Origin of the sequence: Aurantiacibacter hainanensis, from assembly GCF_036321025.1 — a bacterium.
In the GTDB taxonomy this organism is placed as follows: Bacteria; Pseudomonadota; Alphaproteobacteria; order Sphingomonadales; family Sphingomonadaceae; genus Alteraurantiacibacter; species Alteraurantiacibacter hainanensis.
Map to the genome: position 1 here is coordinate 1,692,826 of NZ_JAZAPB010000002.1, position 23,881 is coordinate 1,716,706.

The following is a 23,881-nucleotide window of genomic DNA, read 5'->3' on the forward strand; positions in this document are numbered from 1 at the left end:
CCTGCCCTAGAACATGCTCTCGGGGATGATGATCACATCGCCCGGTCGCAGCATCACGTTGGCTTCGCTCTCTCCGCGGCGCAGCAGGTCGGACAGGCGCAAGGCGTACTCGCGCTGCTGGCCGCTCTGGCGGTCGAACCGGATAAGCTTGGCGCGGTTGCCGGCGGCATATTCGGACAGCCCGCCCACCGCGATCATCGCGTCGAGCAGCGTCATGTTGGCCCGGTAGGGAAGCGACGCGGGCTGCGCCGTCGCACCCACGATGCGCACCTGCTGGCTGAATGTCCCCGCGAACTCGTTCACGATGACCGTCACCAGCGGTTCCTCGATGTACTGGGAAAGCTGCAGGCGAATGTCCTCGGCCAGCATGGTCGGTGTCTTGCCGACGGCGGGCATGTCGGCCACCAGCGGCGTCGTGATGCGTCCATCGGGGCGCACCTGCACTTCCGCCCCCAGCTCCTCGTTGCGCCACACGTGAACCGTGAGTTGGTCGAGCGGGCCGATGACGTACTCTTCGCCCGGCCCTTCCTGCATGGCGACGAAGCGGGCAGGTTCGAGTTGCGGGCCCGAAGCGCCGGCTCCGCAGCCGGACAGGCCAAGGCCCAGGCTCATGCAAGCCAGGAGGAGGGAGACGGGCTTTTTCAGTCGCATTGATCGCGTCCTTCGCGGATTTCGGGTGATGTGCTGAACCGGCCTCTTGGGCCGCGGATTCAGTTCGCCCTTGGATATGGTGGGAGGTTCTCGCGAAAATCGGTGAACATTGCGTTAGCCTTCACACCCAAAACCGCGCGTTACGCGGGGTTTTTGAAGGCCTGTCCCACAGCGGGACAGCACGCGGGGATGTGCTCAGACGAGCATTTCCAACGCCGGGCCCTGGCCCAGGAAAGTCGCCGGGCTGGCGCTGGCGCCATAGGCTCCGGCGCAGAAGATCGCCACGAGGTCTCCTACTTTGGCACGCGGCAGATGCGCAGCATCGGCCAGTCGGTCTAGCGGCGTGCACAGACAACCGACGATATTGACCTCCTCCTCCGGCGCTGCATCGAAGCGCGAGGCAATCGCGGCGGGATAGTTACGGCGTACGACCGTCCCGAAATTGCCGGATGCCGCAAGCTGGTGATGCAGACCGCCATCGGTCACGAGGTAAGTTGTTTCGTGGCTCACTTTCCGGTCGAGGATGCGAGTCAGGTAAACCCCTGCTTCGCCAACCAGATAGCGGCCGAGTTCGATAGCGAACCGCGTCTCTGACAGCGCGGTGGGCAACCGTGAGAACCGCTCCTTCAGCGCGGCACCGACGGCAGCGATGTCCAGCGGCTTGTCCCTGTCGAAATAGGGGATGCCGAAGCCGCCGCCCATGTTGAGATGGGGTACGTTCACGCCGGCTTCCTCAGCCAATCTGGCTGCCAGGTCCACGACCTGCCCCTGCGTCTCGATGATCGCTTCGGCATCGAGCGCCTGACTGCCCGAATAGATGTGAAAGCCCCGCCAATTCGCCCCTGCCGCGACGATCTTCCGGGCAAGGTCCGGAACCTGCTCGGCGTCCACGCCGAACGGCTTTGCCCCGCCGCCCATCTTCATGCCGGATCCGCGCAGTTCGAAGTCGGGATTGACGCGAATGGCAAGGCGCGGCGCGATGCCCAGTTCCTTACCGATCTGCAGGGCGCGATCGGTCTCGTTTTCGGACTCGAGGTTGAGAGTCACGCCTGCCCGGATTGCGGCGAGCAGCTCCCTGTCACGCTTGCCGGGCCCCGCGAAGCTGATCTCCCGCGGCAGGTAACCCGCATCGCGCGCAAGCCGGAGTTCGCCTGCCGACGCGATATCGAGCCCGTCCACGAGATCTGCCATGAATTCGAGCAAAGGCCCGTAAGGGTTTGCCTTCATGGCATAATGTATATCGAGCCGTTCGGGCATGGCTTCCCGCAGACCGGCCATGCGTGCTTCGATGACTTCCTTCGAATAGACAAACAGGGGAGTATCGCCGGCCTCCTTAACCAGCGCGCTCACCTTTCGCCCGCCGATGGCCAGTTCGCCTTCGAGCGCGGAAAAGTCCGGCGGAATGGGTCCCAGGGGCTTCATGCCACTTCCCTTGCCAGCAACGCCCTGTCGATCTTGCCATTCGGGTTGAGGGGCATGGCATCCACCCAACGGATTTCCGCAGGCTGCATGAAATTGGGCAGTTCGCGCCTGAGAGCCGCGCGTAGGCCCTCCTCGTCACCGGAACCGCGCACGACAAGATGGATCGCATGTCCGAGCCGCTTGTCAGGCACACCGATCGCCACCGCCTCTTCAGCCAGCCCCGTCCCGATCGCGGCCTCCTCGATCTCCTGCGGGCTGATGCGATTGCCCGCGCTCTTGATCATCGCATCGTCCCTGCCGAGAAAATAGAGCAGTCCGTTCTCTTCGCGCCGCACGTTGTCTCCGGACCATACGGCCAGACCCCCGTAGACGGACGCCTTGGGAGCGGGCCTGAAGCGCAGCGCGGTACGCTCCGCATCCTGCCAGTACCCCTGGGCGACGAGCGGCCCGCAATGCACCAGTTCGCCCTCGCTGGCGACTTCGCCGGCTGCATCGACGACAAGTATCTCCGCGAACGGAATGGCACGCCCCATGGAGGTGGGATGGTCGTCGACAAGCTCGGGATCGAGAAAGGTCGATCGGAAAGCCTCGGTAAGTCCATACATGGGAAAAAGATTTGCTTTCGGGAACATGGAGCGCAAATCTCGCACCAGTTCTTCGGTCAGCGCGCCACCGCTATTGGTAAGGCGTCGCATGGACGCCGCAGCCTCGTCCGGCCAGTCCTGCGCCGCCAATTGAACCCACAGCGGAGGCACGGCCGCCAGGGTCGTGATCCCATGATGCGCGCAGGCCTTGATGACGTCGCGGGGGGTCAGGTAATCGAGCGGCACCACGCTTCCACCCGCGTACCAGGTGGAGAGCAGCTGGTTCTGCCCGTAATCGAAACTGAGAGGCAGCACGGCCAGGGTAACGTCGTCGGCTTCCAGCCCCAGGTAATGCGCCACGCTGACGGCACCCAGCCAGAGGTTCGCATGGCTCAGCATCACGCCCTTGGGAAGCCCGGTCGATCCGCTGGTGTAGAGGATGGCGCAAAGGTCGTCCGTATTGGCGCTGGACACATCGGCGAGCGGATCGGAAAGCTGCGACGCCTTCAGCGCCGCCCCCTCTTCCTCGATACGACAGGTCCCGGGCACATCACCCTCTTCCAACGAAGCCAGTCGCGCGGAATTGGCGACCAGGATGCTGGCGGCGCAGTCTGAAAGAATATGGTTTACCTGCGCCCGTTTCAGCAGCGGATTGATGGGTACGTGCACCAGTCCTGCGCGCGCCGCAGCCAGAGGCATGAGGCATGTGAGTTCACCCTTGGCCGCCCAGGTGGCGACCCGGGAGCCTTTTTCCGGCACCTGCTGCGCGAGCCAACCGGAAAGCTGCGCGACACGGCTTCTTAAATCCTTCCAGCTAAGCGTTTCGCCGCGCAGGACCAGCGCCGTGTCACCGTCCGCCCCGCGCAAGGCGAGGTGGTCTAGCGGCCAGGGCGTCGGATCGGGCGTGGTGGACATCAAGTTCCTGGAGTGCGCATTGCGGTGACGGCGATCAGCTATCACGACACGGTTAACGATCTGCAAGGCCTTGATTGGTCTGACGCAGGCCCATTTGCACGTCCGGAATGGTTTGGACTGCTGGAAAACGGCGCGTTTCGACCGCTGTTCGCCAAGGCCAGCGAAGGAGACCGGGCCGTCGCGCTGCCATTGTGCCGAACGGAATACGGCCTTGAAGCGCTGACGAACTGGTATGCCTTCACCTGGTGCGAACTTCGCACGCACGAGAGCGATACCGCGATGTTGCACCTGCTGGCGGGGGACCTGGCAAAGCGCGCCTCGAGGGTCACGCTTACCAAGCTTTCGGCAGAGGATGGCACCCTCGCCCGCATCGAGACTGCATTCGCAGGTGCCGGGTGGATTACCTTCGCCGAACCCTGCGACACGAACCACGTGCTGCGAGTGAACGGGCGCACCTATGCCGATTTCCTGGCCGACAGGCCGGGCCAGCTTCGCACGACGCTGAAGCGCAAGGCCCGAAAAGTGGATGTCACGCTTTCCGACCGCTTCGACCCGGCGGAATGGGGGGAGTATGAGGCGATTTACGCGGCAAGCTGGAAGCCCGCGGAGGGCGATCCCGTCATGCTGCGCGCCTTTGCCCAGCGCGAAAGCGAAGCCGGGCGCTATCGCTTCGCCTTGGCTCGCCACGAGGGGACGGCAGTCGCCGCGCAGTTCTGGACGGTGGACGGCGACACGGCCTACATTCACAAGCTGGCTCACCGAAAGGACGCGCAGAACCTTTCGCCAGGCACCACCCTTACCGCTGCCCTTTTCGAACGGGTGATCGATATAGACGGGGTTGCTCTGGTGGATTTCGGCACCGGAGACGATCCCTACAAGCGCGACTGGATGGAGGAGGTGCGAACCCGCTGGCAGCTTACGTGCCTGCGCCCCGACCATCCGCGCAACTGGCCCGTTCTTGCGCGCCATATCCTGCGCAAGCTTGTTTCCGGAGCGCGCCATGGCTAGGGCGAGGCTGCTATGGCGACCGATCTCCCCGCCCCGACCCAACAGGACGAAGACACCGATCTCGTCCTGCGGCAAGTGCTTGCAGACGTTCTCGGCCTCTCGGCGGAACGGATTGCCGATCTCGATGCCGATTCAGGCCTTTTCGGCCACGTGCCCGAACTTGATTCGATGGCCGTCGCAGGCCTGCTCACCGAACTGGAAGACAGGCTCGACATCCTTATCGAGGACGATGACGTCGATGGCGAGATGCTGGAGACGTTCGGCGGACTGCTGTCCTTCCTCAAGACGAAGCGCGCCGACGGCTGAACGGCGATGCTGACGGGTCGCTGGCCCTCGCCTTCCGGCCCGGACGAATACGCTCTCCTTTGCGACAGGGGGCGCGAACGGCGTCTTCTCGTGGTGAACGCGCTGTTCGACGAGGGGAACAAGCTGCGCCATTTCGCCGCCGACCTCATGCGACGACTGGACGAAGCCGACATCGACAGCAGCCTGCCGGACCTTCCCGGCACCAACGAAAGCCTGCAACCGCTTGAGGAGCAGACACTCGACAGCTGGCGCAATGCGATGCGCGCTGCCGCAAGCGATTTCGCCGCCACGCACGTCCTGGCTTTCCGGGGGGCCGCGCTGGTGAGCCCGGACGACCTGCCCAACATCCATTATGCTCCCGCGTCGGGCGCGACCCTGCTGCGCTCCATGTTGCGGGCACAAGTGATGACCTCCCGCGAAACCGGACGCCCGCAAAGTCGCGACGATCTGCTGGAGCAAGGCCGTTCAAGAGGACTGCGGCTTGCCGGCTACCAACTCGGTCCCGCAATGATCGCCGATCTGGAAAGCGCCGTTGCACGGCAGGACGATGCGGTGGAGATCGCCCAGGGCGATATCGGCGGCAGCGCCTTGTGGCTGCGGGCCGAGCCGGATCACGATCCCGCACAGGCGGAAAGACTGGCTGCGCTGGTGGCGAGTCGCCTGGCATGACCCGGCGTCATCTGACCTTTCCCTGCGAGGGCGCATCGCTGGTCGGCACGCTGGACAATGCCACCGGAACGGCGGGCCTGCTGATCGTGAGCGGCGGAAACGAAGTGCGAAGCGGGGCATTTGCCGGCCAGGCTCGCCTCGCCGCAAGTCTGGCCTCACGCGGCTATCCGGTCTTCCGATTCGACAGGCGGGGCGTGGGCGACAGCAGCGGCACCAACGCGGGCTTTCACGGCTCCCGGTCCGATATCGAAGCCGCAGTCGAGACATTTCGTCGAGAGTGCAGCCACGTGTCCCGATTGGTCGCGTTCGGCAACTGCGACGCCGCCTCTGCGCTGATGTTGTGGCAAGGATGCGGTGCCCACGCGCTCGTTCTGGCAAACCCCTGGACTTTCGACGAGGGGCAAGCCGAGACGACGCCATCCACCGCACTGAAGGCGCGCTATCGGCAGAAGCTGGGTAATCCGCGCGAACTTGCGCGCCTGCTGACGGGCAAGGTCTCGCTTCGCGGGGTCGCCCGTGATCTGGGCAAGGCGCGGAAGGCATCGGGACTTACCCGGCTGGGAGCGGAAATGGCGGAACGGATGGCCAGCTTTCGCGGCGACACGCGTATCCTGCTGGCTGGCCGCGACCGAACGGCACAGGCGTTCCGGAGCCATTATCCGCTTGCTGGCGAGACAGTCCTGCTGCGCGAGGGAGCGGACCATGCTTTCAGCGAGCCGGCGGACCGGGACTGGCTCGAACAGCAGATCGTCGGCCTGTTGGAATGTCAGTCCTGACGCACGAACAGGCTGGCGAGTTCGACGTGCGTGGACCATCGGAATTGCCCCACGGGTCGCAACTCCGCCAGCGCGAACCCTGCCGAGGCCAACTGCGCCGCATCGCGCGCCCAGCTGGACGGATTGCAGCTGACATAGACGACCTTCGCCACCTGGCTCGCGGCGATCTGCTCCACCTGCGATCTCGCCCCCGCACGCGGCGGATCGAGCAGCACGGCGTCAAAAGAAGAAAGTTCGTCCGCGCGCAGCGGATTGCGGAAGAGGTCACGGTGCGCGCAATCGACCGGCAGGCGTGACTGATTGGCGGTATTTCGCAAGGCAGTGATTGCCGCTGCGTCCGCTTCCGCCGCCAGCACTTGTGACTGCCCTGCCAGCGACAGTGCGAAGGTACCCAGCCCCGCGAAAAGGTCTGCCACCCGCTGCGATCCCGCGATCCAGTCGCGCGCCGCCTGCACCAGCGCGGCCTCGCCATGCGCGGTGGCCTGCAGGAAAGCCCCTGCCGGAAACGGCACCGGCACGCCGCCGAGTGTCACCGTGACGGGCTCGGGCTCCCAGAAGCTCTCGGCTCCGAAGCCATGGTCCAGCGTCAGGCGGGCAAGGTTCTGATCGCGGCAGAAGTCCAGCAGGCTTTCGGTCTGTTCGAGCCCGTCGGGCGTGAACCCTTCCAGCCCGAGGTCCACGCCCTGATCGGTCAGGGTCATCTCTACGCCGATGGCATAGCGCCCCTTCAGCCGGGCCAGATAGTCGCGCAGCGGCGGGACGAGCGCGAACAGCTGAGGATGCAGGACATGGCATTCGCGCATGTCGACCACCTTGTGCGATGCCGTGCGCGTGAACCCTATCAGGGGCCGTCCGCCGCCGTTGATGGCACGCAGGGATGCGCGTCGGCGCGTTCGCGGGGGGGACATGGCGGGTTCGGCAACGATTGCGGGCTCCAGCCCCTGGGAAAGAGCCGCGTGTGTCACCCGGTCACGCACGAAGGCCGCGAGCGTCGCCTCGTCGCAGTGCTGCAACTGGCACGCTCCGCAGGTGCCGAAGTGGCGACAAGGCGGCTCGACATGGTGCGGACCGGGCACGAGGGTGCCATCGGCACCCACCATGTCGCCAGGTGCGGCGTTCGCGACATGGCGGCCATCGGCAGTGATGCCGTCGCCCTTGGCCGCGAGGCGCACGATTTCGCTGGATTCGCTCACAGAAAGGCCGCGTAGGCCCTTGGTAGCGCATCGACAAGTTCGCTGGCGGTGAAGCTTGGCCCGGCAAGGCTCGCTGCCTCCGCATGCAACTGCACCGCTTCCTCCGCAGCGGTGAACGGGTCGCGGCCGGTTGCCATGCGCGCCGTGCACATTCCGGCAAGGACGTCTCCCGTTCCCGCGGTGGAGAGCCACGGCGAGGTTGGCGGAAAGAGGCGCGTTCCCTGTGTCCCGACCAGTATGTTGTCCGGTCCCTTGGCGAGGATCGTCATGCCGCTGCTCTCGTGAAGGGCCTGCGCCTTGTCGAGCTTGGTGCCCGCGACGATGCCGAATGCACCGCAAAGCCGGTCCAGTTCGCCCTCGTGCGGCGTTGCAAGCACCTTGTCGGCCGCGATGATCTCCATCTCGGGACGCAGCAGGCTGAGGGCATCGGCATCGAGGACAAGTGGCAGTCCGACCCTGAGCGTGTCGAGCAACCTGCGCCGCGCGGCGTCGTCCTGCCCCAGACCCGGTCCGATAAGCAGGGCGCCCACGCGATCATCGTTCAAGAGCGCGCACGCATCTCCGCTCTCGTCCAGGACGATGTCGGCTGGCAAGGCCGGGTGCGAGTGGGGTGCGGCGAGTTTCACGTACCCCGCTCCGGCATGCTGCGCCGCGGTCGAGGCGAGCATCGCGGCTCCAGGCATGGCGCCGCCGACAATACCCGCAAGGCCGCGCGAGTACTTGTGGGAATCGGGGGCCGGTTCCTCAATGCGGGGGCGACGGGCCATCTGCACCGCGTCTTCCACCGCGCCCACCCCGATATCGAAAAGGCGCCTTGCACCCATCATGCCTGAAGCGGGCATCAACCAGTGAGCACGCTTCCAGGCTCCCAGGGCAATTGTCAGGTCGTAGGAGGGAAGCTCATCGTTGAGTTGCCGCCCGGTATCGCTGTCGATCCCGCTGGGCATGTCCACGGCCACGCAAAGATCATGCGTCCGGGCCAGCCCATTCAGCCGGTCGAGCAACTTCGCATCGAGGGGCCGCCCCAGGCCGGTGCCGAACAGGCAATCCACGAAGACGCCGCCACCTGCCGTATCGACAGGTTCACCGCCCCATTTCGCCCGCGCTGTTTTCGCCGCGTCGGTCTTGGGCGGGATCGGAGCGACGAGCGAGACGTCCAGGCCTCGCTCCGCCAGTACGCGGGCGATAACGTATCCGTCTCCGCCATTGTTGCCGGGTCCGCACAGCACGGTGACGGGCCGACCGGCGGCAAGCCGCCAGATCCAGTCCGCCGCACCTGCTCCGGCGCGCTCCATCAGGGATTCCACGGTTTCGCCGCGATCGATCAGGGCCTGTTCGGCCTTCTGCATCTGCCCGGCGGTGAGTATCTGGTTCGGTGCTTCCATCGATTACTCGACGAGCGGCAAGTGATATCGATCCGAGCCGACGCGGACTTCGACGTAGCCGCCACGCTCGGTCACTTCAGCCTGTTCGGCTCCATCGGCGGTCACGATGCCTCGACCGGGCACGCCGAGATCGAAGCGGCGGAAGGCACCGTCGGGATGCCGCACGATCAGCTGGCTCTGTCCTTCGAGCGTTACCCGCTCCATCGTGCAGTCGCGCCCGAATCCGCCGGCGCCGTTCAGCGAACAATCGATCCCAGTCGCAGCCGTCTGGGGCAGGCCCTCTCCCGCCTCGGCCCCGCAGGCAGCCAGGGCCAACGGCAGCAGGCAGGCCGCCAACAGGCGTTCAGACACCGCCCGTCACCTGCGAAACGTCGCGCACCGCGCCCTTGGCCGCGCTGGTCGTCATGGCGGCATAGGCCTGCAGCGCCGGCGTCACGCGCCGCTGGCGCTTCTCCACGGGCTTCCATGCCTTGTCGCCCCGCGCTTCCATGTCCGCGCGGCGATGGGCGAGCTCGTCCTCGCTTACGGCGAGGTTGATGGTTCGCCCGGGGATATCGATCTCGATGGTGTCGCCGGTCTGCGCCAGGGCGATCAGTCCGCCCTCGCCCGCTTCGGGAGAGACATGCCCGATCGAAAGGCCAGAGGTTCCGCCCGAAAAGCGCCCGTCGGTGAGAAGAGCACAGGCAGCCCCAAGTCCCTTCGACTTGAGGTAGCTGGTGGGATAGAGCATTTCCTGCATTCCGGGTCCGCCCCTTGGGCCCTCGTAGCGGATCACCACCACTTCGCCCGCCTTCACCTCGTCCCCCAGGATGCCTGCGACAGCCGCGTCCTGGCTTTCGTAAACGCGCGCCTTGCCGGTGAATGTGAGGATGCTCTCATCGACGCCAGCGGTCTTCACGATGCATCCGTCGCGGGCGATATTGCCGTAAAGCACCGCCAGTCCGCCGTCCTGCGAAAAGGCATGATCGGCGCTACGGATCACGCCGCCCTCGCGGTCGAGGTCCAGTTCCTCCCACCGGCGCGACTGGCTGAAGGCCGTCTGCGTGGGCACGCCGCCAGGCGCGGCGCGATAGAATTCGTGGACCTTGGGATTTCCGGTGCGGGCCACGTCCCAATCGTCCAGCGCATCGCCCATCGTCGGGCTGTGCACGGTCGGCAGCGCGGTATGCAGCAGTCCGGCCCGGTCGAGTTCGCCCAGGATCGCCATGATCCCGCCGGCGCGGTGCACGTCTTCCATGTGCACGTCGTTCTTGGCCGGGGCGACCTTGGACAGGCAGGGCACCTTGCGGCTCAGCCGGTCGATATCCTCCATGGTGAAATCCACGCCCGCCTCGTTCGCGGCGGCAAGCAGGTGCAGCACCGTGTTGGTGGAGCCGCCCATGGCGATGTCCAGGCTCATGGCATTCTCGAATGCCTCGAAACTGGCGATGGAGCGCGGCAGCACGCTCTCATCGTCCTCCTCGTAATAGCGCTTGGCCAGCGCGACGACGAGCCGCCCGGCCCGCTCGAAAAGGCCCTTCCGATCCGAATGCGTGGCAAGCTGGGATCCGTTGCCCGGCAGCGAGAGGCCCAGTGCCTCCGTCAGGCAATTCATCGAATTGGCGGTGAACATGCCGGAGCAACTGCCGCAGGTGGGACAGGCGGAACGCTCTATGTCGGCCACTTCCTCGTCAGTCATCCGCTCGTCCGCGGCGGCGACCATGGCATCCACCAGGTCCAGCGCCACTTCCTTGCCCTTCAGCACCACCTTGCCCGCTTCCATCGGGCCGCCCGAGACGAAAACGCACGGGACGTTCAGGCGCATGGCGGCCATCAGCATGCCGGGAGTGATCTTGTCGCAGTTGGAAATGCACACCATCGCATCGGCGCAGTGGGCATTGACCATGTATTCGACGCTGTCGGCGATCAGGTCGCGGCTGGGCAGCGAATAGAGCATGCCGTCGTGGCCCATGGCGATGCCATCGTCCACGGCGATGGTGTTGAACTCCTTCGCCACGCCGCCGGCCGCCTCGATCTGTCGCGCCACCAGCTGGCCAAGATCCTTCAGGTGGACATGACCCGGAACGAACTGGGTGAACGAATTGACGACGGCGATGATCGGCTTGCCGAAATCTTCGTCTTTCATTCCCGTGGCGCGCCACAGGCCGCGGGCGCCGGCCATGTTGCGGCCGTGGGTTGTCGTGCGAGAGCGATATGCGGGCATTTTCGATCCTGTCGGTAACTCGCGGGCAACCTAGCGGAACCGCACCCGCAACCGAAACAGGAAATGTTTGAACGCCGGGAAGCGCGCTTTTCCGAGACGTGGATAGTGGACGCGCTCGCCCGCCAGGATCACTCGTAAGTGTCTATCGCCAGCTTCACCCGTCCGGCAACGTCGGCAATGATCGCCGCCCAGCGTGCCTGCCCGGTCTCGGTGGCGATCAGGTCGTTGCGGATCTCTATCGCGCAGTAGGGCCGCCCCTTCGCTTCGGCGTGACGGTTCATCGTGGCGTTGAGCTGCTTGCCCGAATAGGGTTCGTTGTCGCCTACGGTCACGCCCAGCTCTCCGAACAGGCGGATGGCATGCTGCGCGGCGCGCTCGTCCTCGTTGTAGAGAAGGCCAATCTCCCACGGTCGCTCCGCCTCGGGATCGCTTTCCATCGTGGGCGTGAAGCTGTGGATGGAAAGGATCAGGCCGGGATCGACCTCGTCCAGCCAGCGCTCCATTTCCTTGTGATAGGGGCGATGGAAGGCATCGAGCCGCGCCTCGCGGTTGGCACCGATGTTGCCGGGCACCAGTATTCCGTCGGTGTTGACCGGGATGAGGTTCTCGTTCTCCTCTTCCCGGTGCATGTCGATCACGAGGCGGCTGATGTCGCTCAGCAGAGCGGCGATGCCGTGACGGCGGGCAAGGCGCTCGCACACGCCGCCAGCGCCGATGTCGTAGGCGACATGCTTGTCCAGCGTCTCTGCGGAAATGCCCAGTTCGATATCCTCGGGAACACGGTTCGAGGCATGGTCGCAAACCGCCACGATACCGCCGGGCCTCGCCTCGCCGATATGGCGGTAGACCGTCTCGCTCATCGCAATTGTCCTTTCATCTGCCACCAGTCGGGATGATCCGATGCCAGCCTTTGCGCCGCCCTATCGCGGAATTCCGCCGATTCATAAAGGGCAAAGCAGGTTGCCCCGGAGCCGGACATCTCGGCAATCCAGGGATCGGTGGCCTCCAGAGCGCCCAGCACATCGGCGATTGCGGGACATATCGCGATGGCAGGATCGCGCAGATCGTTGCGTCCTTCGCTGGCGATCTCTTGAGCCGAACCCTGCGGCAGTGCGCCGCGATCCACCCCGTCCCAGCCCTTGAACACAGGGCCAGTAGGAAGCGGTATCCGCGGATTGACAAGCAGCACGGCCATTCCTGCCATATCGTTTTCAACCGGTTCCAGTTCCGTCCCGGTCCCGCGTCCCACGGCCATTTCGCTGCGGACACAGGCCGGAACGTCGGCACCGAGCCTGGCGGCACGCTCGGGCCAGTCCTCCGGCAATCCGTGTGCCTTCTCCACCAGGCGGAAAAGCGCACCCGCATCGGCGGAGCCGCCACCCAGCCCCGCAGCGACGGGCAGGTTCTTCTCAAGGGTAATCGCCAGGCCATCGGGTCGGGGAAGCACGCCGAGCGCGCCCATCACGATATTGTCGAAGGGGCTGTCCAGGGCAGCGGCAAACTCGCCCGTGGTTGTCAGGCTGTCCGCGTCCGCCGAACGGGCGACCAGCCTGTCGCCGGCATCGACGAAGGCGAAGAGGGTCTCCAGCTCGTGATAACCATCCTCGCGCCGCCTGCGGACATGCAGCGCAAGGTTGATCTTGGCATAGGCTGTCTCGGTCAGCTGCAAGGCAGCATCACATGTTCGGATAGTTCGGGCCGCCGCCCCCTTCGGGCGTGGTCCAGTTGATGTTCTGGTTGGGATCCTTGATGTCGCAGGTCTTGCAGTGGACGCAGTTCTGCGAATTGATGACGAACTTCGGCTCCTCGCCGTCTTCCTTCACCCATTCGTAGACGCCCGCAGGGCAATAGCGCGTCGAAGGCCCGGCATAGACCTCCAGCTCGCTTTCGCGCTGAAGCTCCATGTCCTTAACTTTCAAGTGGTTGGGCTGGTCTTCTGCATGGTTCGTGAAGCTGTAGGACACGCTGGTGAGACGGTCGAAGCTGATCTTGCCGTCGGGCTTGGGATAGTCGATCGGCCTGTGCAGGTCGGCGCGCTGGGTAGCCTCGTAATCGCGGTGGTGCCCCATCGAACCGAGCCCCACCCCCAGCGTGCGCAGCCACATGTCGGCGCCTGCCAGAACGGTGCCGATATCGCCGCCGAACTTGGCGACCAGCGGCTGGGCGTTCTGCACCTTCTTCAGTTCGGTTGCGATCCAGCTGTCGCGTAGGTTGGCGTCGTAGTCGGCCAGCTCGGTATGCTCGTGGCCCTCGCCGATCGCCGCCGCCACGCTTTCAGCGGCCAGCATGCCGCTCTTCATAGCGGTGTGGCTGCCCTTGATGCGCGGCACGTTGACGAAGCCCGCCGCGCACCCGATCAGCGCGCCGCCGGGGAAGGCGAGTTTCGGCACCGACTGCCATCCACCCTCGTTGATCGCGCGCGCGCCATAGGCGACGCGGGTGCCGCCTTCGAGGTATTCCTTGATCGCCGGGTGGTGCTTCCACCGCTGGAACTCCTGGAAGGGGTTCAAGTAGGGATTTTCGTAATCGAGCGCGGTCACGAAGCCCAAGGCGACCTGGCCGTTCGCCTGGTGATAGAGAAAACCGCCGCCCCAGGTGTCGCTTTCCGAAAGCGGCCAGCCCTGCGTGTGGATCACCCGGCCCGGCACGTGCTTCTCGGCGGGAATGTCCCACAGTTCCTTGATGCCGAGGCCATAGACCTGCGGCTGGCAATTCGCCTCGAGATCGAACTGCGCCTTCATCTGCTTGGTCAGGTTGCCTCGCGCACCCTCCGCAAACAGCGTGTATTTCGCCAGGATTTCCATGCCCGGCTGGTAGTCCGGCTTGTGAGAGCCATCGGCGGCAACGCCCATGTCCTGCGTGATGACGCCGGTAACCGCGCCATCGTCACCGATGATCACTTCGGCGGCGGGAAAGCCCGGAAACACCATCACGCCGGCTGCCTCGGCCTGTTCGCCCAGCCAGCGGGTAAGGTTGCCCAGAGAGCCGGTGTAGCAGCCCTTGTTGCTCATCAACGGCGGCATCATGGCATGGGGAAGCGCGGTCTTGCCGCCCTTCGAGAGCATCCAGTGCCAGTTATCGGTGACGGGCGTCTCTGCCATGGGGCAATCCATGTCGCGCCAGTCGGGCAGCAGTTCGTCTAGCGCGTTCGGATCGACCACCGCGCCGGAGAGGATATGCGCCCCGATCTCGGAGCCCTTCTCCAGCACCACCACTTCAAGCTCTTCGTTCAACTGCTTCAGCCGGATTGCCGCGGAAAGGCCGGCGACACCGCCACCAACAATCACGACATCGACGGGCATCGATTCCCGTTCACTCATCATTTCGCCTCGTTTTGCGGAACATCCATCGGTGGGGACTTGATCGTTGCCTTGCTGGGCGTCAAGACCGGCCAAAAGCCCGATAATGGAAAATCGCACCGATATCCCGCTTGGCGAAAAGTTTGCCGCCACCATCGAATGGTGGCGCGATGCGGGCGTGGACTGTCAATTTTCCGACGAGATCGTGCCGCTCCTGTCGGAAGACGAGCTGCCTTCCCCCGCACGGCCGGCAGCACCGCAAGCAGCGCAGGTGGCCGAGGCCGAAAAGCCGCCCGAGCCCAGGATCAAGGCCTCCGACCTGCCCGACACCCTGGCCGAATTCCGCACCTGGTGGGTCGGCCCGGACAATCCCTTCGGCGCATCCCACGCCGCGAGCCTTGCCCCCATCGGCAAGGAAGATGCGCCGATCATGGTGCTGACGACCATGCCGGAAACCGACGATCGCGACAGTCTGCTGTCGGGCCCACAGGGCCGGCTGGCAGGCAATATTCTGCGCGCCATCGGTATCGATGCCGACACCGCCTATTTTTCCAGCGCCCTCCCGATGCACACGACCCTGCCCGACTGGAACGGGTTGATTGGAGAGGGTCTCGGCACCGTTATCGCGCATCACATTTCGCTGGCGCGCGCCCGGCGGTTGCTCGTGTTCGGCAGCCGCATACCGGCGCTGCTTGGCCATGACCCTGCCGAGCCTCCCGAATCCTTCGACCGGCATGGCGACGTGCCTGCCCTTGCCACCTTCTCACCCGATCGCCTGCTGGACCACGCACGCCAACGTGCGCGGCTCTGGAAAAGGCTTTGTGAATGGACCTCTGCCCAATGAAGCTTGTCACCGCGACACTTGCGCTCGCCTGCCTGGCCGCGACGCCGGCCTTCGCCCAGCAGACTGACTCGCGCACCTATTTTACCGCGCGGCTCTACGATCGACCTGCTCCCCAGCAACTCTCTTCCGAGGATCGGGAGTATTACGACCAGCTGTTCACCGCCATCGAAGGAGGCGCCTGGGGAACGGTGGAGAGCCTGTTCCAGCAACGGCCCACGGGCTTGCTGCACGACGTGGCGCGGGCAGAATACTATCTCGCCGCCAACTCTCCGCGCGTAGAGGCCGACCAGATCTCACAATGGTTGCAGAGCGGATCGGAGCTGCCACAGGCTGCGCAGCTCGTCCGCCTGGGCCAGACCCGCGGGCTGAACGGCGACCCGTCCCTGCCCTACGCACGCGACCTGGTGTCGCAGCGAGCCATTCCGCGCCGCACGCGTCCGCGCTCCGTAAACGACGGCACCATGCCGAGCGACATCGAGGCGCAGATACTGGAGCGGATCAGCAACGACGATCCCACGGGCGCGCGCATCCTGCTGGATGGCGTGGACCATGTGCTCAGCCCGGAGGCGCGGGCGGAATGGCGTCAGCGCGTCGCGTGGAGCTACTTCATCGAGAACCAGGATACGCAGGCCCTGGCCATGGCGCGAACCGTGCCGGAAGGGCGCGGGGCATGGGTCGCGGAAGGCGAATGGACCGCTGGCCTCGCCGCATGGCGGCTGGGCGACTGCGATAATGCCTCGGCCTCGTTCCAGCGCGCGGCGCAGCAGGCGATCAACCCCACCCTGCGCGCCGCCTCGCTCTTCTGGGCGTCCCGCGCTGCCCTGCGCTGCCGTCAGCCGGCTTTGAGCCAGGACTTGTTGAGCGACGCGGCCCTGCTCGATGAAACGCTCTACGGAATGCTGGCCGCCGAACAGCTAGGCCGCTCGCTGCCGGACCGGGTGGAAAGCGCCGATTTCACCGCAGAGGACTGGCGAACTGTCGGCGGCTACCAGAATACCCGCGTGGCCGTTGCGCTGGCGGAGATCGGTCGCGACGTGCTGGGCAGCCAGGTCCTGCTGCACCAGGCTCGGATCGGCGATCCGCGCCATTACGATGCCTATTCGCGCCTGGCTCGCGACCTCGGTTTCCCGCAGACCCAGCTCTTCATGGCGCTGAACGCGCCGGTAGGCGGAGAAGCGGACCCGGCTTCGCATTATCCCGCGCCCAAGATCGCGCCGCGCGAAGGCTGGCAGATCGATCCCGGCCTCGCTTTTGCCCATATCCTGCAGGAATCGGCCTTCCGCGCCGACGCCGTCAGCCCGGCGAACGCGCAGGGCCTGATGCAGATCACCCCGCCGACCTTGCGCCAGCACGCCGGGTGTGTCGGTCGCCCGGCAGGCGCGATCAATGTCTTCGAGCCCGAAATGAACCTGGCCCTGGGCCAGTGCAACCTGCAGATGGTGGCGCGAGACCCCGCAACGCGCGGACGGCTGCCGCAGATAATGGCGGCCTACAACGCGGGTCTGACGCCGGTCTCGCGCTGGGTGGGAGAGGTGAACGACGGCAACGATCCGCTGCTCTACATGGAGGCGATACCCTATTGGGAAACACGCGGATATGTCGCCATCGTCCTGCGGAACTACTGGATGTACGAACGGCAGGCCAATGCCGCGTCACCCACCCGGCAGGCGCTGGCGCAGAACGACTGGCCCATGTTCCCCGAGAGCGGTTCCGACGGCCGGGTCTACATGTCGGGGGGACAGTAATGGCCATCGACGAAAGCCGCACTTTCCGGCCGATCAACATCGCCGTGCTCACCGTGTCGGACACGCGGGGACTGGATGAGGATACCTCGGGCGACATCCTGGTGGAACGGGTCAAGAGTGCCGGCCACAACCTGGCGGCGCGAGCGATCCAGAAGGACGATGCCCACGGTATCGCCGCGCTGCTGCGTCGCTGGATAGAGGATCCCGCTATCGACGCCATCGTCTCGACCGGCGGCACCGGGCTGACCGGGCGCGACGTCACGCCGGAGGCGCTCGACCGGGTGAAGGACAAGGACATACCCGGTTTCGGCGAACTGTTTCGCTGGATCAGCTACAAGACCATCGGCACCTCCACCGTGCAATCGCGCGCCGTGGCGGTGCTGGCGGGCGGCACCTACATCTTCGCCCTGCCCGGCTCCAACGGTGCTGTGCGCGACGGGTGGGACGGCATTCTGGCCGAACAGCTCGACAGCCGGAACCGGCCCTGCAATTTCGTCGAACTGATGCCGAGACTGCGCGAGAAGTGAGTCCTTCGATGCGAGATCAGGTCTCCGCCGGAGTGTAGACCGCCATCGCGCGCCCTTCGGGATCGTCGAAGTGGAAGCGCTTTCCGCCCGGAAATTCGAAGATGTCCAGCGTGATCGTGCCGCCTGCGGCGAGCACCGCGTCGCGCGCAGCTTCGATATTCTCCACCCGGACCACAGGTAGCGCGGCTTCCCCCTGATGCTCGCCCGTACCGTTCAGCGCGAACTGGCATGGCCCCTCCTCATGCGCGGCGTAGGAATCGCCATACGATGTGAACGACCAGCCAAAAACCCTTGAATAGAATTGCTTTTGCTGCCCGACCGAGGTCACCGGCAGTTCGACGTAGTCCAGCTTTCCCATAACCGCTCTCCGCTTGATCTCCTTCAGCGTATGTTCTATTTATGTTCCATGCGCAAGCCCTCTCCGCCCCAAGCCGGTCGCGGCGCCCAGTCGGCCCGCGTGCCGCAGCGTTTCGGCCTCGCCGATCGCGCGGTGGACGGGGACTGGCGCGATGCGATGGAAAATCTCGACGGGCCGCCGGTAAAACTTCGCACGACCGTGACGGAAGAACGGCCGAAGACCATCCTTACCTTCAACCAATCACCCGATATCGGGTTCGATAGATCGATCAACGCCTATCGCGGATGCGAGCATGGCTGCGTCTACTGCTTTGCGCGCCCCACCCACGCCTATCACGATCTTTCCCCCGGCCTCGATTTCGAGACCAGGCTGTTCGCCAAGCCGGAGGCGGCGGACCTGCTGCGGCAAACTCTTGCAAGGCCGAAGTACACTCCGCGCCCCATCGCCATGGGCACGAACACGGATCCTTATCAGCCGATCGAAGGGCAGTACCGGATAACCCGCCAGCTGCTCGAGGTATGCCTCGAAACGCGCCATCCGGTCACCATCACGACGAAGTCCGACCGGGTCCTGCACGATATCGACCTGCTCGCCGAAATGGCCCGGCACCGTCTCGTGGCCGTCGCGATTTCGGTTACCAGTCTCGACCCCGTCCTCTCGGGAAAGCTAGAGCCGCGCGCTGCCGCCCCGGCCAAGCGTCTGGCAGCCCTGGGAAAGCTCGTCGATGCGGGGATACCCGTGCATTGCTCCGTCGCGCCCGTCATCCCCGCGATTACCGACGAATTCATGGAGGCCATCGTCGCCAGGGCCGCCGCGCTTGGCGTCAGGAGCTGCGACTGGATGCCCCTGCGCCTGCCGCACGAGGTGGCGCCGCTGTTCCGCGAATGGCTGGACGTCCACTATCCGGAGCGGGCGGGCAAGGTGATGAGCATCGTGCGCTCGATCAGGCAGGGGAAGGACAACGACCCTGACTTTTTCACCCGGATGAGGCCGAAAGGCGTGTGGGCCGATCTCTTCCGCGCGCGCTTCCGCATTGCCTGCCGCCGGTCCGGCATCGGCAAGGAGCGGTTCGAACTCGATACCGTTGCATTTAGACCACCCCTCGCGCGCGGACAGCTGCAATTGCTATGAAATGCTTCGCAATCGCAGCGAATTGGGTTACGACGCGCGACAGTTTCATCGCATTGGCGGCCTGCCGCCGACGCGATCACGTGCGTTCTTGAACGCTCCTTGAGATGGGGGAATCCTGATGAAAAAATATACGGTCGCCCTGCTGTCGGCTTCGGCGTTCGTCGCCACGCCGGCCATGGCCGACGACGGTCAATTCTATATCGGCGCGGGTTCGGGCATCGGCAAGGCCGAGCGGACCGAACTGGAAGACCAGATCTTCGAGCAGGTCGTGACGCTGGAAAGCGAACTGGGCTGGGAAGCCGAAGCGCTGCTGGGTTACGACGCCGGTCCGCTTCGTTTCGAGGTCGAGGGTTCGTACAAGGATTTCGACATCGACACGATCGATGCCGGTCCGATCCTCGGCATTCCGGGATTTACGACCACGAACGGCTACGAAATCGCGACCGGAGTGCTTGATCCGGTTGCCGGTGAGCTTTCCGTATGGAGCGGGATGTTCAACGCCCTGCTCGACTTTGGCGGACACGACTCCTTCGGTGTTTCTCTGGGTGGCGGCGTAGGTATCTCGAACGCCAGCTTCAACAACGTCACCGCCTTCGAGCCGAGCCCCGGCTTCCTTGACGACGACGACACCCGCTTTGCCTGGCAGGGCATCGCGCAGGTTCGCGCGCCCGTGTCGGACAATGTCGATGCGTCGATCAAGTACAAGTATCACCGCGTGACCGATGTCGAGCTGGTCGACAACATCGGCCGCGATTTCGAAGGGCACGTCGGCACGCATACCGTGCTGGGCACCTTCATCTTCAATTTCGGTGGTGAGGAACCGGCTCCGCCGCCTCCCCCGCCGCCGCCGCCTCCGCCCCCGCCGCCTCCGCCGCCTCCTCCCCCGCCGCCCCCGCCGCCCCCGCCGGCGCCGGTCTGCGAGCAGGGCCCCTACATCGTGTTCTTCGACTGGGACGAGTCGACCATCACGCCGGAAGCGGCCACGGTGCTCAACTCCGCCATCACCGCCTACGGCGATTGCGGTACTGCGGCGATCATGCTGGCCGGTCACACCGACCGTTCGGGCACGGTCCAGTACAACATGGGCCTGGCAGAGCGTCGCAATGACTCGGTGCAGGAATACCTCACCGGTCGCGGCATCCCGGCCGGTCGTATCTCGACCGAAGCCTTCGGCGAGAGCATGCCCCGCGTGCCGACCGCCGACGGTGTTCGCGAACTGCAGAACCGCCGCGTGGAAATCACTTACGGTCCGGGTTCGGGCATGTAAGTCCACACGGACCGAACAACGAAAAGGGCCGGGAGCGATCCCGGCCCTTTCTGTTTCTGCTGGAGGCGCGTCGAAATGCCGACGCGGGCGTGGCTAGATGTCTCTCAGGCGACCAGGCGCAGGTGTCCGACGCCACGGATCGGCGCGAGCGCGACGTTGGCGAGGCCGGGAATGGTCGAAAGCCGGTCCACCAGTTCACCGCCGAGTTTGAAATCGCTGCCCAGCAGCATGCGCGGCGTGTTGTCTTCTTCCAAACACAGCGTCAGCACGACTTCGCCGTGCCCGGCGCGCCCGATTTCCAGCATCTGCGCCAGCGCGGCGATGGCCCCGGCATCGTGAACCTCGGCGGTCAGCTGCATCTTGGCAGAGCTCTTCACGTCCGACAGCGGACGTGCTCCGCGCACTGTCACGCGCGGGGGATCGTCGGGATTGGGCGAATCCAGTTCCACGTTCAGCAGCACGCAAGTCCCGTCCTCGGCCCAGCGGACAAAGCTGTCGACCAGCGATTCCTCGAAGCACGCGGCGCTGAATTGCCCTGAACTGTCCGAGAAATCGGCGCGAACGAACTCCGCGCCGCGCTTGGTGCGGCCCTTGCTGAAACTTTCCACCATCGCAGCCATCACTGCAGGCTGGCGGCCGCCCTCCACCCCGCTGTCCATCAGCGCGGCATAGGAGCGAGCGCCGTTCGCCGAGGCGACTTCACGGAATTCCTGCACCGGGTGCGCGGCGAAGTAGAACCCGAACACGTCGCGTTCCACTTCCATCTGTTTCGCACGCGGCCATGCGTCGGCATCGACGAGGCGCAAGGTGGGCTCGGACTTCTCCTCGCTGCCGAAAAGCCCGGCCTGCCCGCTGCTGCGCTCGCGATTGGCAGCGTCGGTGATCGCCAAAAGCATGTCGGCATTGGCCAGAACCTTTGCCCGGTTCGGTTCGAAGGAATCGAAAGCGCCCGCGCCGGCCAGGCTTTCCAGCTGCTTGCGGTTCATCGATCCCGCGGGAAGCCGTTCGAACAGGTCTTCCAGGTTCTCGTAGGGACCATGGGCCTCGCGCTCCGCGACAAGCTGCTCCATCGCGCGTTCGCCCACGTTGCGGATTCCCGCCAGGGCATATCGCACGGCGTAGCCCTCGTCGGTGGTCTCCACCATGAACTCGGCTTCGGACTTGCCGATATCGGGCGCCAGTAATTGCACGCCGTTGCGGCGCAGGTCGTCCACGAACACCGCCAGCTTTTCCGACTGGTGCATGTCGAAGCACATGGATGCGGCGTAGAATTCTTCCGGATAGTGCGCCTTCAGCCAAGCCGTCTGGTAGCTGAGCAGCGCGTAGGCGGCGGCGTGCGACTTGTTGAAGCCGTAGCCGGCGAACTTGTCGATCAAGTCGAACAACTCGTTCGCCTGCTTGGGATCGATACCGGAGACTTCTCCGCAACCGTCGATGAAGCGCTGGCGCTGCGCGTCCATCTCGGCCTGCACCTTCTTGCCCATGGCGCGGCGCAGCAGGTCGGCATCGCCCAGCGAATATCCGGCCAGGATCTGCGCGGCCTGCATCACCTGTTCCTGATAGACGAAGATGCCGTAGGTCTCGGCCAGGATGCCTTCCAGCTTGGGATGCGGGTAGACGATTTCCTCCTCGCCCGCCTTGCGCTTGCCGAAGCTGGGGATGTTGTCCATCGGGCCGGGCCGATAGAGCGAGACGAGCGCGATGATATCCTCGAACTTGGTGGGCTTCACCGCCGTCAGGGTGCGCCGCATGCCCTCGGATTCCAGCTGGAACACGCCCACGGTATCGCCGCGCTTCAGGAGATCGAACACGCCGGGATCGTCCCAGGCCAGGGTGTCGAGATCGATCTCGATATTGCGACGCTTCAGAAGGTCCACCGCCTTCCGTAGCACCGAAAGCGTCTTCAGGCCGAGGAAGTCGAACTTCACCAGACCCGAATCCTCGACATGCTTCATGTCGAACTGCGTTACCGGCATGTCCGAGCGCGGATCGCGGTAGAGCGGCACCAGCTGGCTCAGCGGCCGGTCGCCGATCACCACGCCCGCCGCGTGGGTGGAGGAATTGCGCGGGAAACCCTCCAGCTGCATGGCCAGATCGACGAGGCGCTTCACCTCGTTGTCGTTGTCGTACTCGCGCTTGAAATCGGCGGCGCCGTTCAGCGTGCGCGGCAGGGTCCACGGGTCGGTTGGGTGATTGGGCACCATCTTGGTGAGGCGGTCCACCTGGCCATAGGGCATCTGCAGGATGCGTCCGGTATCGCGCAGCACGGCGCGCGCCTTCATCTTGCCGAAGGTGATGATCTGCGCGACCTTGTCCTTGCCGTACCGCTCCTGGACATAGCGGATCACCTCGCCGCGTCGCGTTTCGCAGAAGTCGATGTCGAAGTCCGGCATGGAGACGCGTTCGGGGTTCAGGAAACGCTCGAACAGCAGGCCCAGTCGGATCGGATCGAGGTCGGTAATGGTCAGCGCCCAGGCCACCAGGCTGCCCGCGCCCGAGCCACGACCCGGCCCTACGGGAATCCCCTGCGCCTTGGCCCACTTGATGAAGTCGGCAACGATCAGGAAGTAACCGGGGAAACCCATGTTCTTGATGATACCGACTTCGTAGTCGAGCCGGTCGACATAGGTCTTCAGTTCCTCGTCCGAGAGCTCGCCGTATTGCTCGAGGCGCGCTGCCAAGCCCTTGCGCGCGTCCTCCTCCAGCATTCGCTCCTCGCCCTCCAGGTCGCCTGCCAGGCTGGGAAGGATCGGCTTGCGGCGCGGCGGTGCGAAGGCGCAACGCTGGGCGATGACCAGCGTGTTCTCGGTCGCCTCGGGCAGGTCGGCGAACAGGTCGGCCATCTGCGCGGCCGACTTGACGTAGGCCTCCGCGTTTGAGGTGGGGCGATTGTCGCTGTCGATCTGGCTGGAATTGGCAATGCACAGCATGGCGTCATGCGCGCTGTGCATGTGCGGCTCTGCAAAATTGGCCGGGTTCGTGGCCACGAGCGGCAGGTTCTTGGCATAGGCGAGATCGATCAGGCCCTGCTCCGCGGCTTCCTCCACCGGATCGCCGCGCCGCGCCAGTTCGACGTAGAGTCTCCCGGGAAACAGGGAAGCCATGCGGTCAGCCAGGGCGTGGGCCTGCCGTTCCTTGCCATCCGCCAGCAGGCGCGTGATCGCTCCCTCGCTGGCGCCGGTCAGGGCAATCAGGCCGTCGGTGCGCCCTTCGAAATCCGCCATGCCGACGTGCGGGACGCGTTCTAGCGGCCTGTCGAGGTGCCCGCGGCTGACGAGGTGACACAGGTTGTTCCAACCGTCCTCGTCCTGCGCGAACAAGGGAAGGTGGTCCACCGTCTCCCCGTCATCGGCCAGCACGCCCAGCAGCGTGCCGACGATGGGCTGCACTCCCTCCCCCTGGCAGGCAGAGGCGAACATGCTGGAGCCGTAGAGACCGTTGCGGTCGCAGATGGCGACGGCCGGAAAGCCGCGTTCCTTGGCCAGTTTCGCAATCGCCTTGGGATCGATCGCGCCCTCCAGCATCGAATAACTGGATAGCACGCGGAGGGGGACGAAGGGAGCAAACGGCATCGCGCCAATATGGGCAGCAGGCGGGG

21 protein-coding genes are annotated in these 23,881 nt (G+C 65.1%); 9 read left to right on the plus strand and 12 right to left on the minus strand.

Going from position 1 to position 23,881, the window contains the following annotated elements; translation table 11 throughout:
- Positions 1-6: 6 nt before the first annotated feature.
- The 3 genes from AAA989_RS15635 to AAA989_RS15645 form a co-directional block, all read right to left on the minus strand.
- A complete protein-coding gene (locus AAA989_RS15635; RefSeq protein WP_338245183.1) occupies positions 7-651 on the minus strand; it encodes an XrtA/PEP-CTERM system exopolysaccharide export protein in 645 nt (214 codons plus the stop codon).
- A gap of 195 nt (positions 652-846) precedes the next feature.
- Positions 847-2,073: a pyridoxal-dependent decarboxylase, exosortase A system-associated gene (locus AAA989_RS15640; protein ID WP_338245185.1), complete on the minus strand. Its 1,227-nt coding sequence runs from the start codon at positions 2,071-2,073 to the stop codon at positions 847-849.
- Positions 2,070-3,572, minus strand: coding sequence for an acyl-CoA ligase (AMP-forming), exosortase A system-associated (locus AAA989_RS15645; protein ID WP_338245187.1), 1,503 nt, complete (start codon positions 3,570-3,572; stop codon positions 2,070-2,072). The genes AAA989_RS15640 and AAA989_RS15645 overlap by 4 nt, the downstream gene beginning before the upstream one ends.
- A gap of 24 nt (positions 3,573-3,596) precedes the next feature.
- Here AAA989_RS15645 and AAA989_RS15650 point away from each other — a divergent pair, with 24 nt between their 5' ends.
- From AAA989_RS15650 to AAA989_RS15665, 4 genes are read left to right on the plus strand one after another with little or no spacing between them, the layout of a single operon-like run.
- On the plus strand, positions 3,597-4,580 hold the full coding sequence (locus AAA989_RS15650; protein WP_338245190.1) for a GNAT family N-acetyltransferase: 984 nt from the start codon (positions 3,597-3,599) through the stop codon (positions 4,578-4,580).
- A 12-nt stretch (positions 4,581-4,592) separates the two neighbouring features.
- Positions 4,593-4,886, plus strand: a complete 294-nt coding sequence (locus tag AAA989_RS15655; protein WP_338245192.1) for an acyl carrier protein — start codon at positions 4,593-4,595, stop codon at positions 4,884-4,886.
- A 6-nt stretch (positions 4,887-4,892) separates the two neighbouring features.
- Positions 4,893-5,555: an alpha/beta hydrolase family protein gene (locus AAA989_RS15660; RefSeq protein WP_338245194.1), complete on the plus strand. Its 663-nt coding sequence runs from the start codon at positions 4,893-4,895 to the stop codon at positions 5,553-5,555.
- The gene (locus tag AAA989_RS15665; RefSeq protein WP_338245196.1) at positions 5,552-6,331 is read left to right on the plus strand and encodes a hydrolase 1, exosortase A system-associated; all 780 of its coding nucleotides are present in this window, start codon (positions 5,552-5,554) and stop codon (positions 6,329-6,331) included. The genes AAA989_RS15660 and AAA989_RS15665 overlap by 4 nt, the downstream gene beginning before the upstream one ends.
- On the opposite strand, the gene AAA989_RS15670 is transcribed toward AAA989_RS15665, so the two are convergent.
- The 7 genes from AAA989_RS15670 to AAA989_RS15700 all read right to left on the minus strand — a co-directional run bounded on the left by AAA989_RS15670 (position 6,322) and on the right by AAA989_RS15700 (position 14,432).
- The gene (locus AAA989_RS15670; RefSeq protein WP_338245199.1) at positions 6,322-7,524 is read right to left on the minus strand and encodes a class I SAM-dependent RNA methyltransferase; all 1,203 of its coding nucleotides are present in this window, start codon (positions 7,522-7,524) and stop codon (positions 6,322-6,324) included. The two genes, AAA989_RS15665 and AAA989_RS15670, sit on opposite strands and share 10 nt — an antisense overlap.
- A complete protein-coding gene (locus AAA989_RS15675; protein WP_338245200.1) occupies positions 7,521-8,909 on the minus strand; it encodes an NAD(P)H-hydrate epimerase in 1,389 nt (462 codons plus the stop codon). Before AAA989_RS15675 ends, AAA989_RS15670 begins: the two co-directional genes overlap by 4 nt.
- A gap of 3 nt (positions 8,910-8,912) precedes the next feature.
- Positions 8,913-9,260, minus strand: a complete 348-nt coding sequence (locus tag AAA989_RS15680) for a hypothetical protein (protein ID WP_338245202.1) — start codon at positions 9,258-9,260, stop codon at positions 8,913-8,915.
- The gene (ilvD, locus tag AAA989_RS15685) at positions 9,253-11,112 is read right to left on the minus strand and encodes a dihydroxy-acid dehydratase (RefSeq protein WP_338245204.1); all 1,860 of its coding nucleotides are present in this window, start codon (positions 11,110-11,112) and stop codon (positions 9,253-9,255) included. The genes AAA989_RS15680 and ilvD overlap by 8 nt, the downstream gene beginning before the upstream one ends.
- A gap of 128 nt (positions 11,113-11,240) precedes the next feature.
- A complete protein-coding gene (locus AAA989_RS15690) occupies positions 11,241-11,972 on the minus strand; it encodes an N-formylglutamate amidohydrolase (RefSeq protein WP_338245205.1) in 732 nt (243 codons plus the stop codon).
- Positions 11,969-12,781, minus strand: a complete 813-nt coding sequence (locus AAA989_RS15695; protein ID WP_338245206.1) for a 4-(cytidine 5'-diphospho)-2-C-methyl-D-erythritol kinase — start codon at positions 12,779-12,781, stop codon at positions 11,969-11,971. Before AAA989_RS15695 ends, AAA989_RS15690 begins: the two co-directional genes overlap by 4 nt.
- Positions 12,782-12,788: 7 nt before the next feature.
- A complete protein-coding gene (locus tag AAA989_RS15700) occupies positions 12,789-14,432 on the minus strand; it encodes an electron transfer flavoprotein-ubiquinone oxidoreductase (protein ID WP_338245208.1) in 1,644 nt (547 codons plus the stop codon).
- A gap of 85 nt (positions 14,433-14,517) precedes the next feature.
- On the opposite strand from AAA989_RS15700, the gene AAA989_RS15705 reads away from it, so the two are divergent.
- Genes AAA989_RS15705 through moaB form a run of 3 tightly spaced genes read left to right on the plus strand, consistent with a single transcriptional unit; the run spans position 14,518 to position 17,527 of the window.
- Positions 14,518-15,255, plus strand: a complete 738-nt coding sequence (locus AAA989_RS15705) for a uracil-DNA glycosylase family protein (protein WP_338245210.1) — start codon at positions 14,518-14,520, stop codon at positions 15,253-15,255.
- Positions 15,252-17,000 carry a lytic transglycosylase domain-containing protein gene (locus tag AAA989_RS15710; RefSeq protein ID WP_338245211.1) on the plus strand — a complete coding sequence of 583 codons (1,749 nt, stop codon included), beginning with the start codon at positions 15,252-15,254 and terminating at the stop codon, positions 16,998-17,000. The genes AAA989_RS15705 and AAA989_RS15710 overlap by 4 nt, the downstream gene beginning before the upstream one ends.
- Positions 17,000-17,527, plus strand: a complete 528-nt coding sequence (gene moaB, locus AAA989_RS15715) for a molybdenum cofactor biosynthesis protein B (RefSeq protein WP_338245213.1) — start codon at positions 17,000-17,002, stop codon at positions 17,525-17,527. Before AAA989_RS15710 ends, moaB begins: the two co-directional genes overlap by 1 nt.
- A 16-nt stretch (positions 17,528-17,543) precedes the next feature.
- Here moaB and AAA989_RS15720 read toward each other — a convergent pair whose 3' ends face one another.
- Positions 17,544-17,885, minus strand: coding sequence for a VOC family protein (locus AAA989_RS15720; protein ID WP_338245216.1), 342 nt, complete (start codon positions 17,883-17,885; stop codon positions 17,544-17,546).
- A gap of 48 nt (positions 17,886-17,933) precedes the next feature.
- Here AAA989_RS15720 and AAA989_RS15725 point away from each other — a divergent pair, with 48 nt between their 5' ends.
- Both AAA989_RS15725 and AAA989_RS15730 read left to right on the plus strand, forming a co-directional pair.
- Positions 17,934-19,016, plus strand: a complete 1,083-nt coding sequence (locus tag AAA989_RS15725) for a PA0069 family radical SAM protein (protein WP_338245218.1) — start codon at positions 17,934-17,936, stop codon at positions 19,014-19,016.
- Between the two features lie 118 nt (positions 19,017-19,134).
- Positions 19,135-20,283: an OmpA family protein gene (locus AAA989_RS15730; RefSeq protein WP_338245219.1), complete on the plus strand. Its 1,149-nt coding sequence runs from the start codon at positions 19,135-19,137 to the stop codon at positions 20,281-20,283.
- A gap of 104 nt (positions 20,284-20,387) precedes the next feature.
- Here AAA989_RS15730 and dnaE read toward each other — a convergent pair whose 3' ends face one another.
- Positions 20,388-23,855 (minus strand): DNA polymerase III subunit alpha, encoded by a 3,468-nt coding sequence (gene dnaE / locus AAA989_RS15735; RefSeq protein WP_338245221.1) that lies wholly within the window; start codon positions 23,853-23,855, stop codon positions 20,388-20,390.
- Positions 23,856-23,881 lie beyond the last annotated feature (26 nt).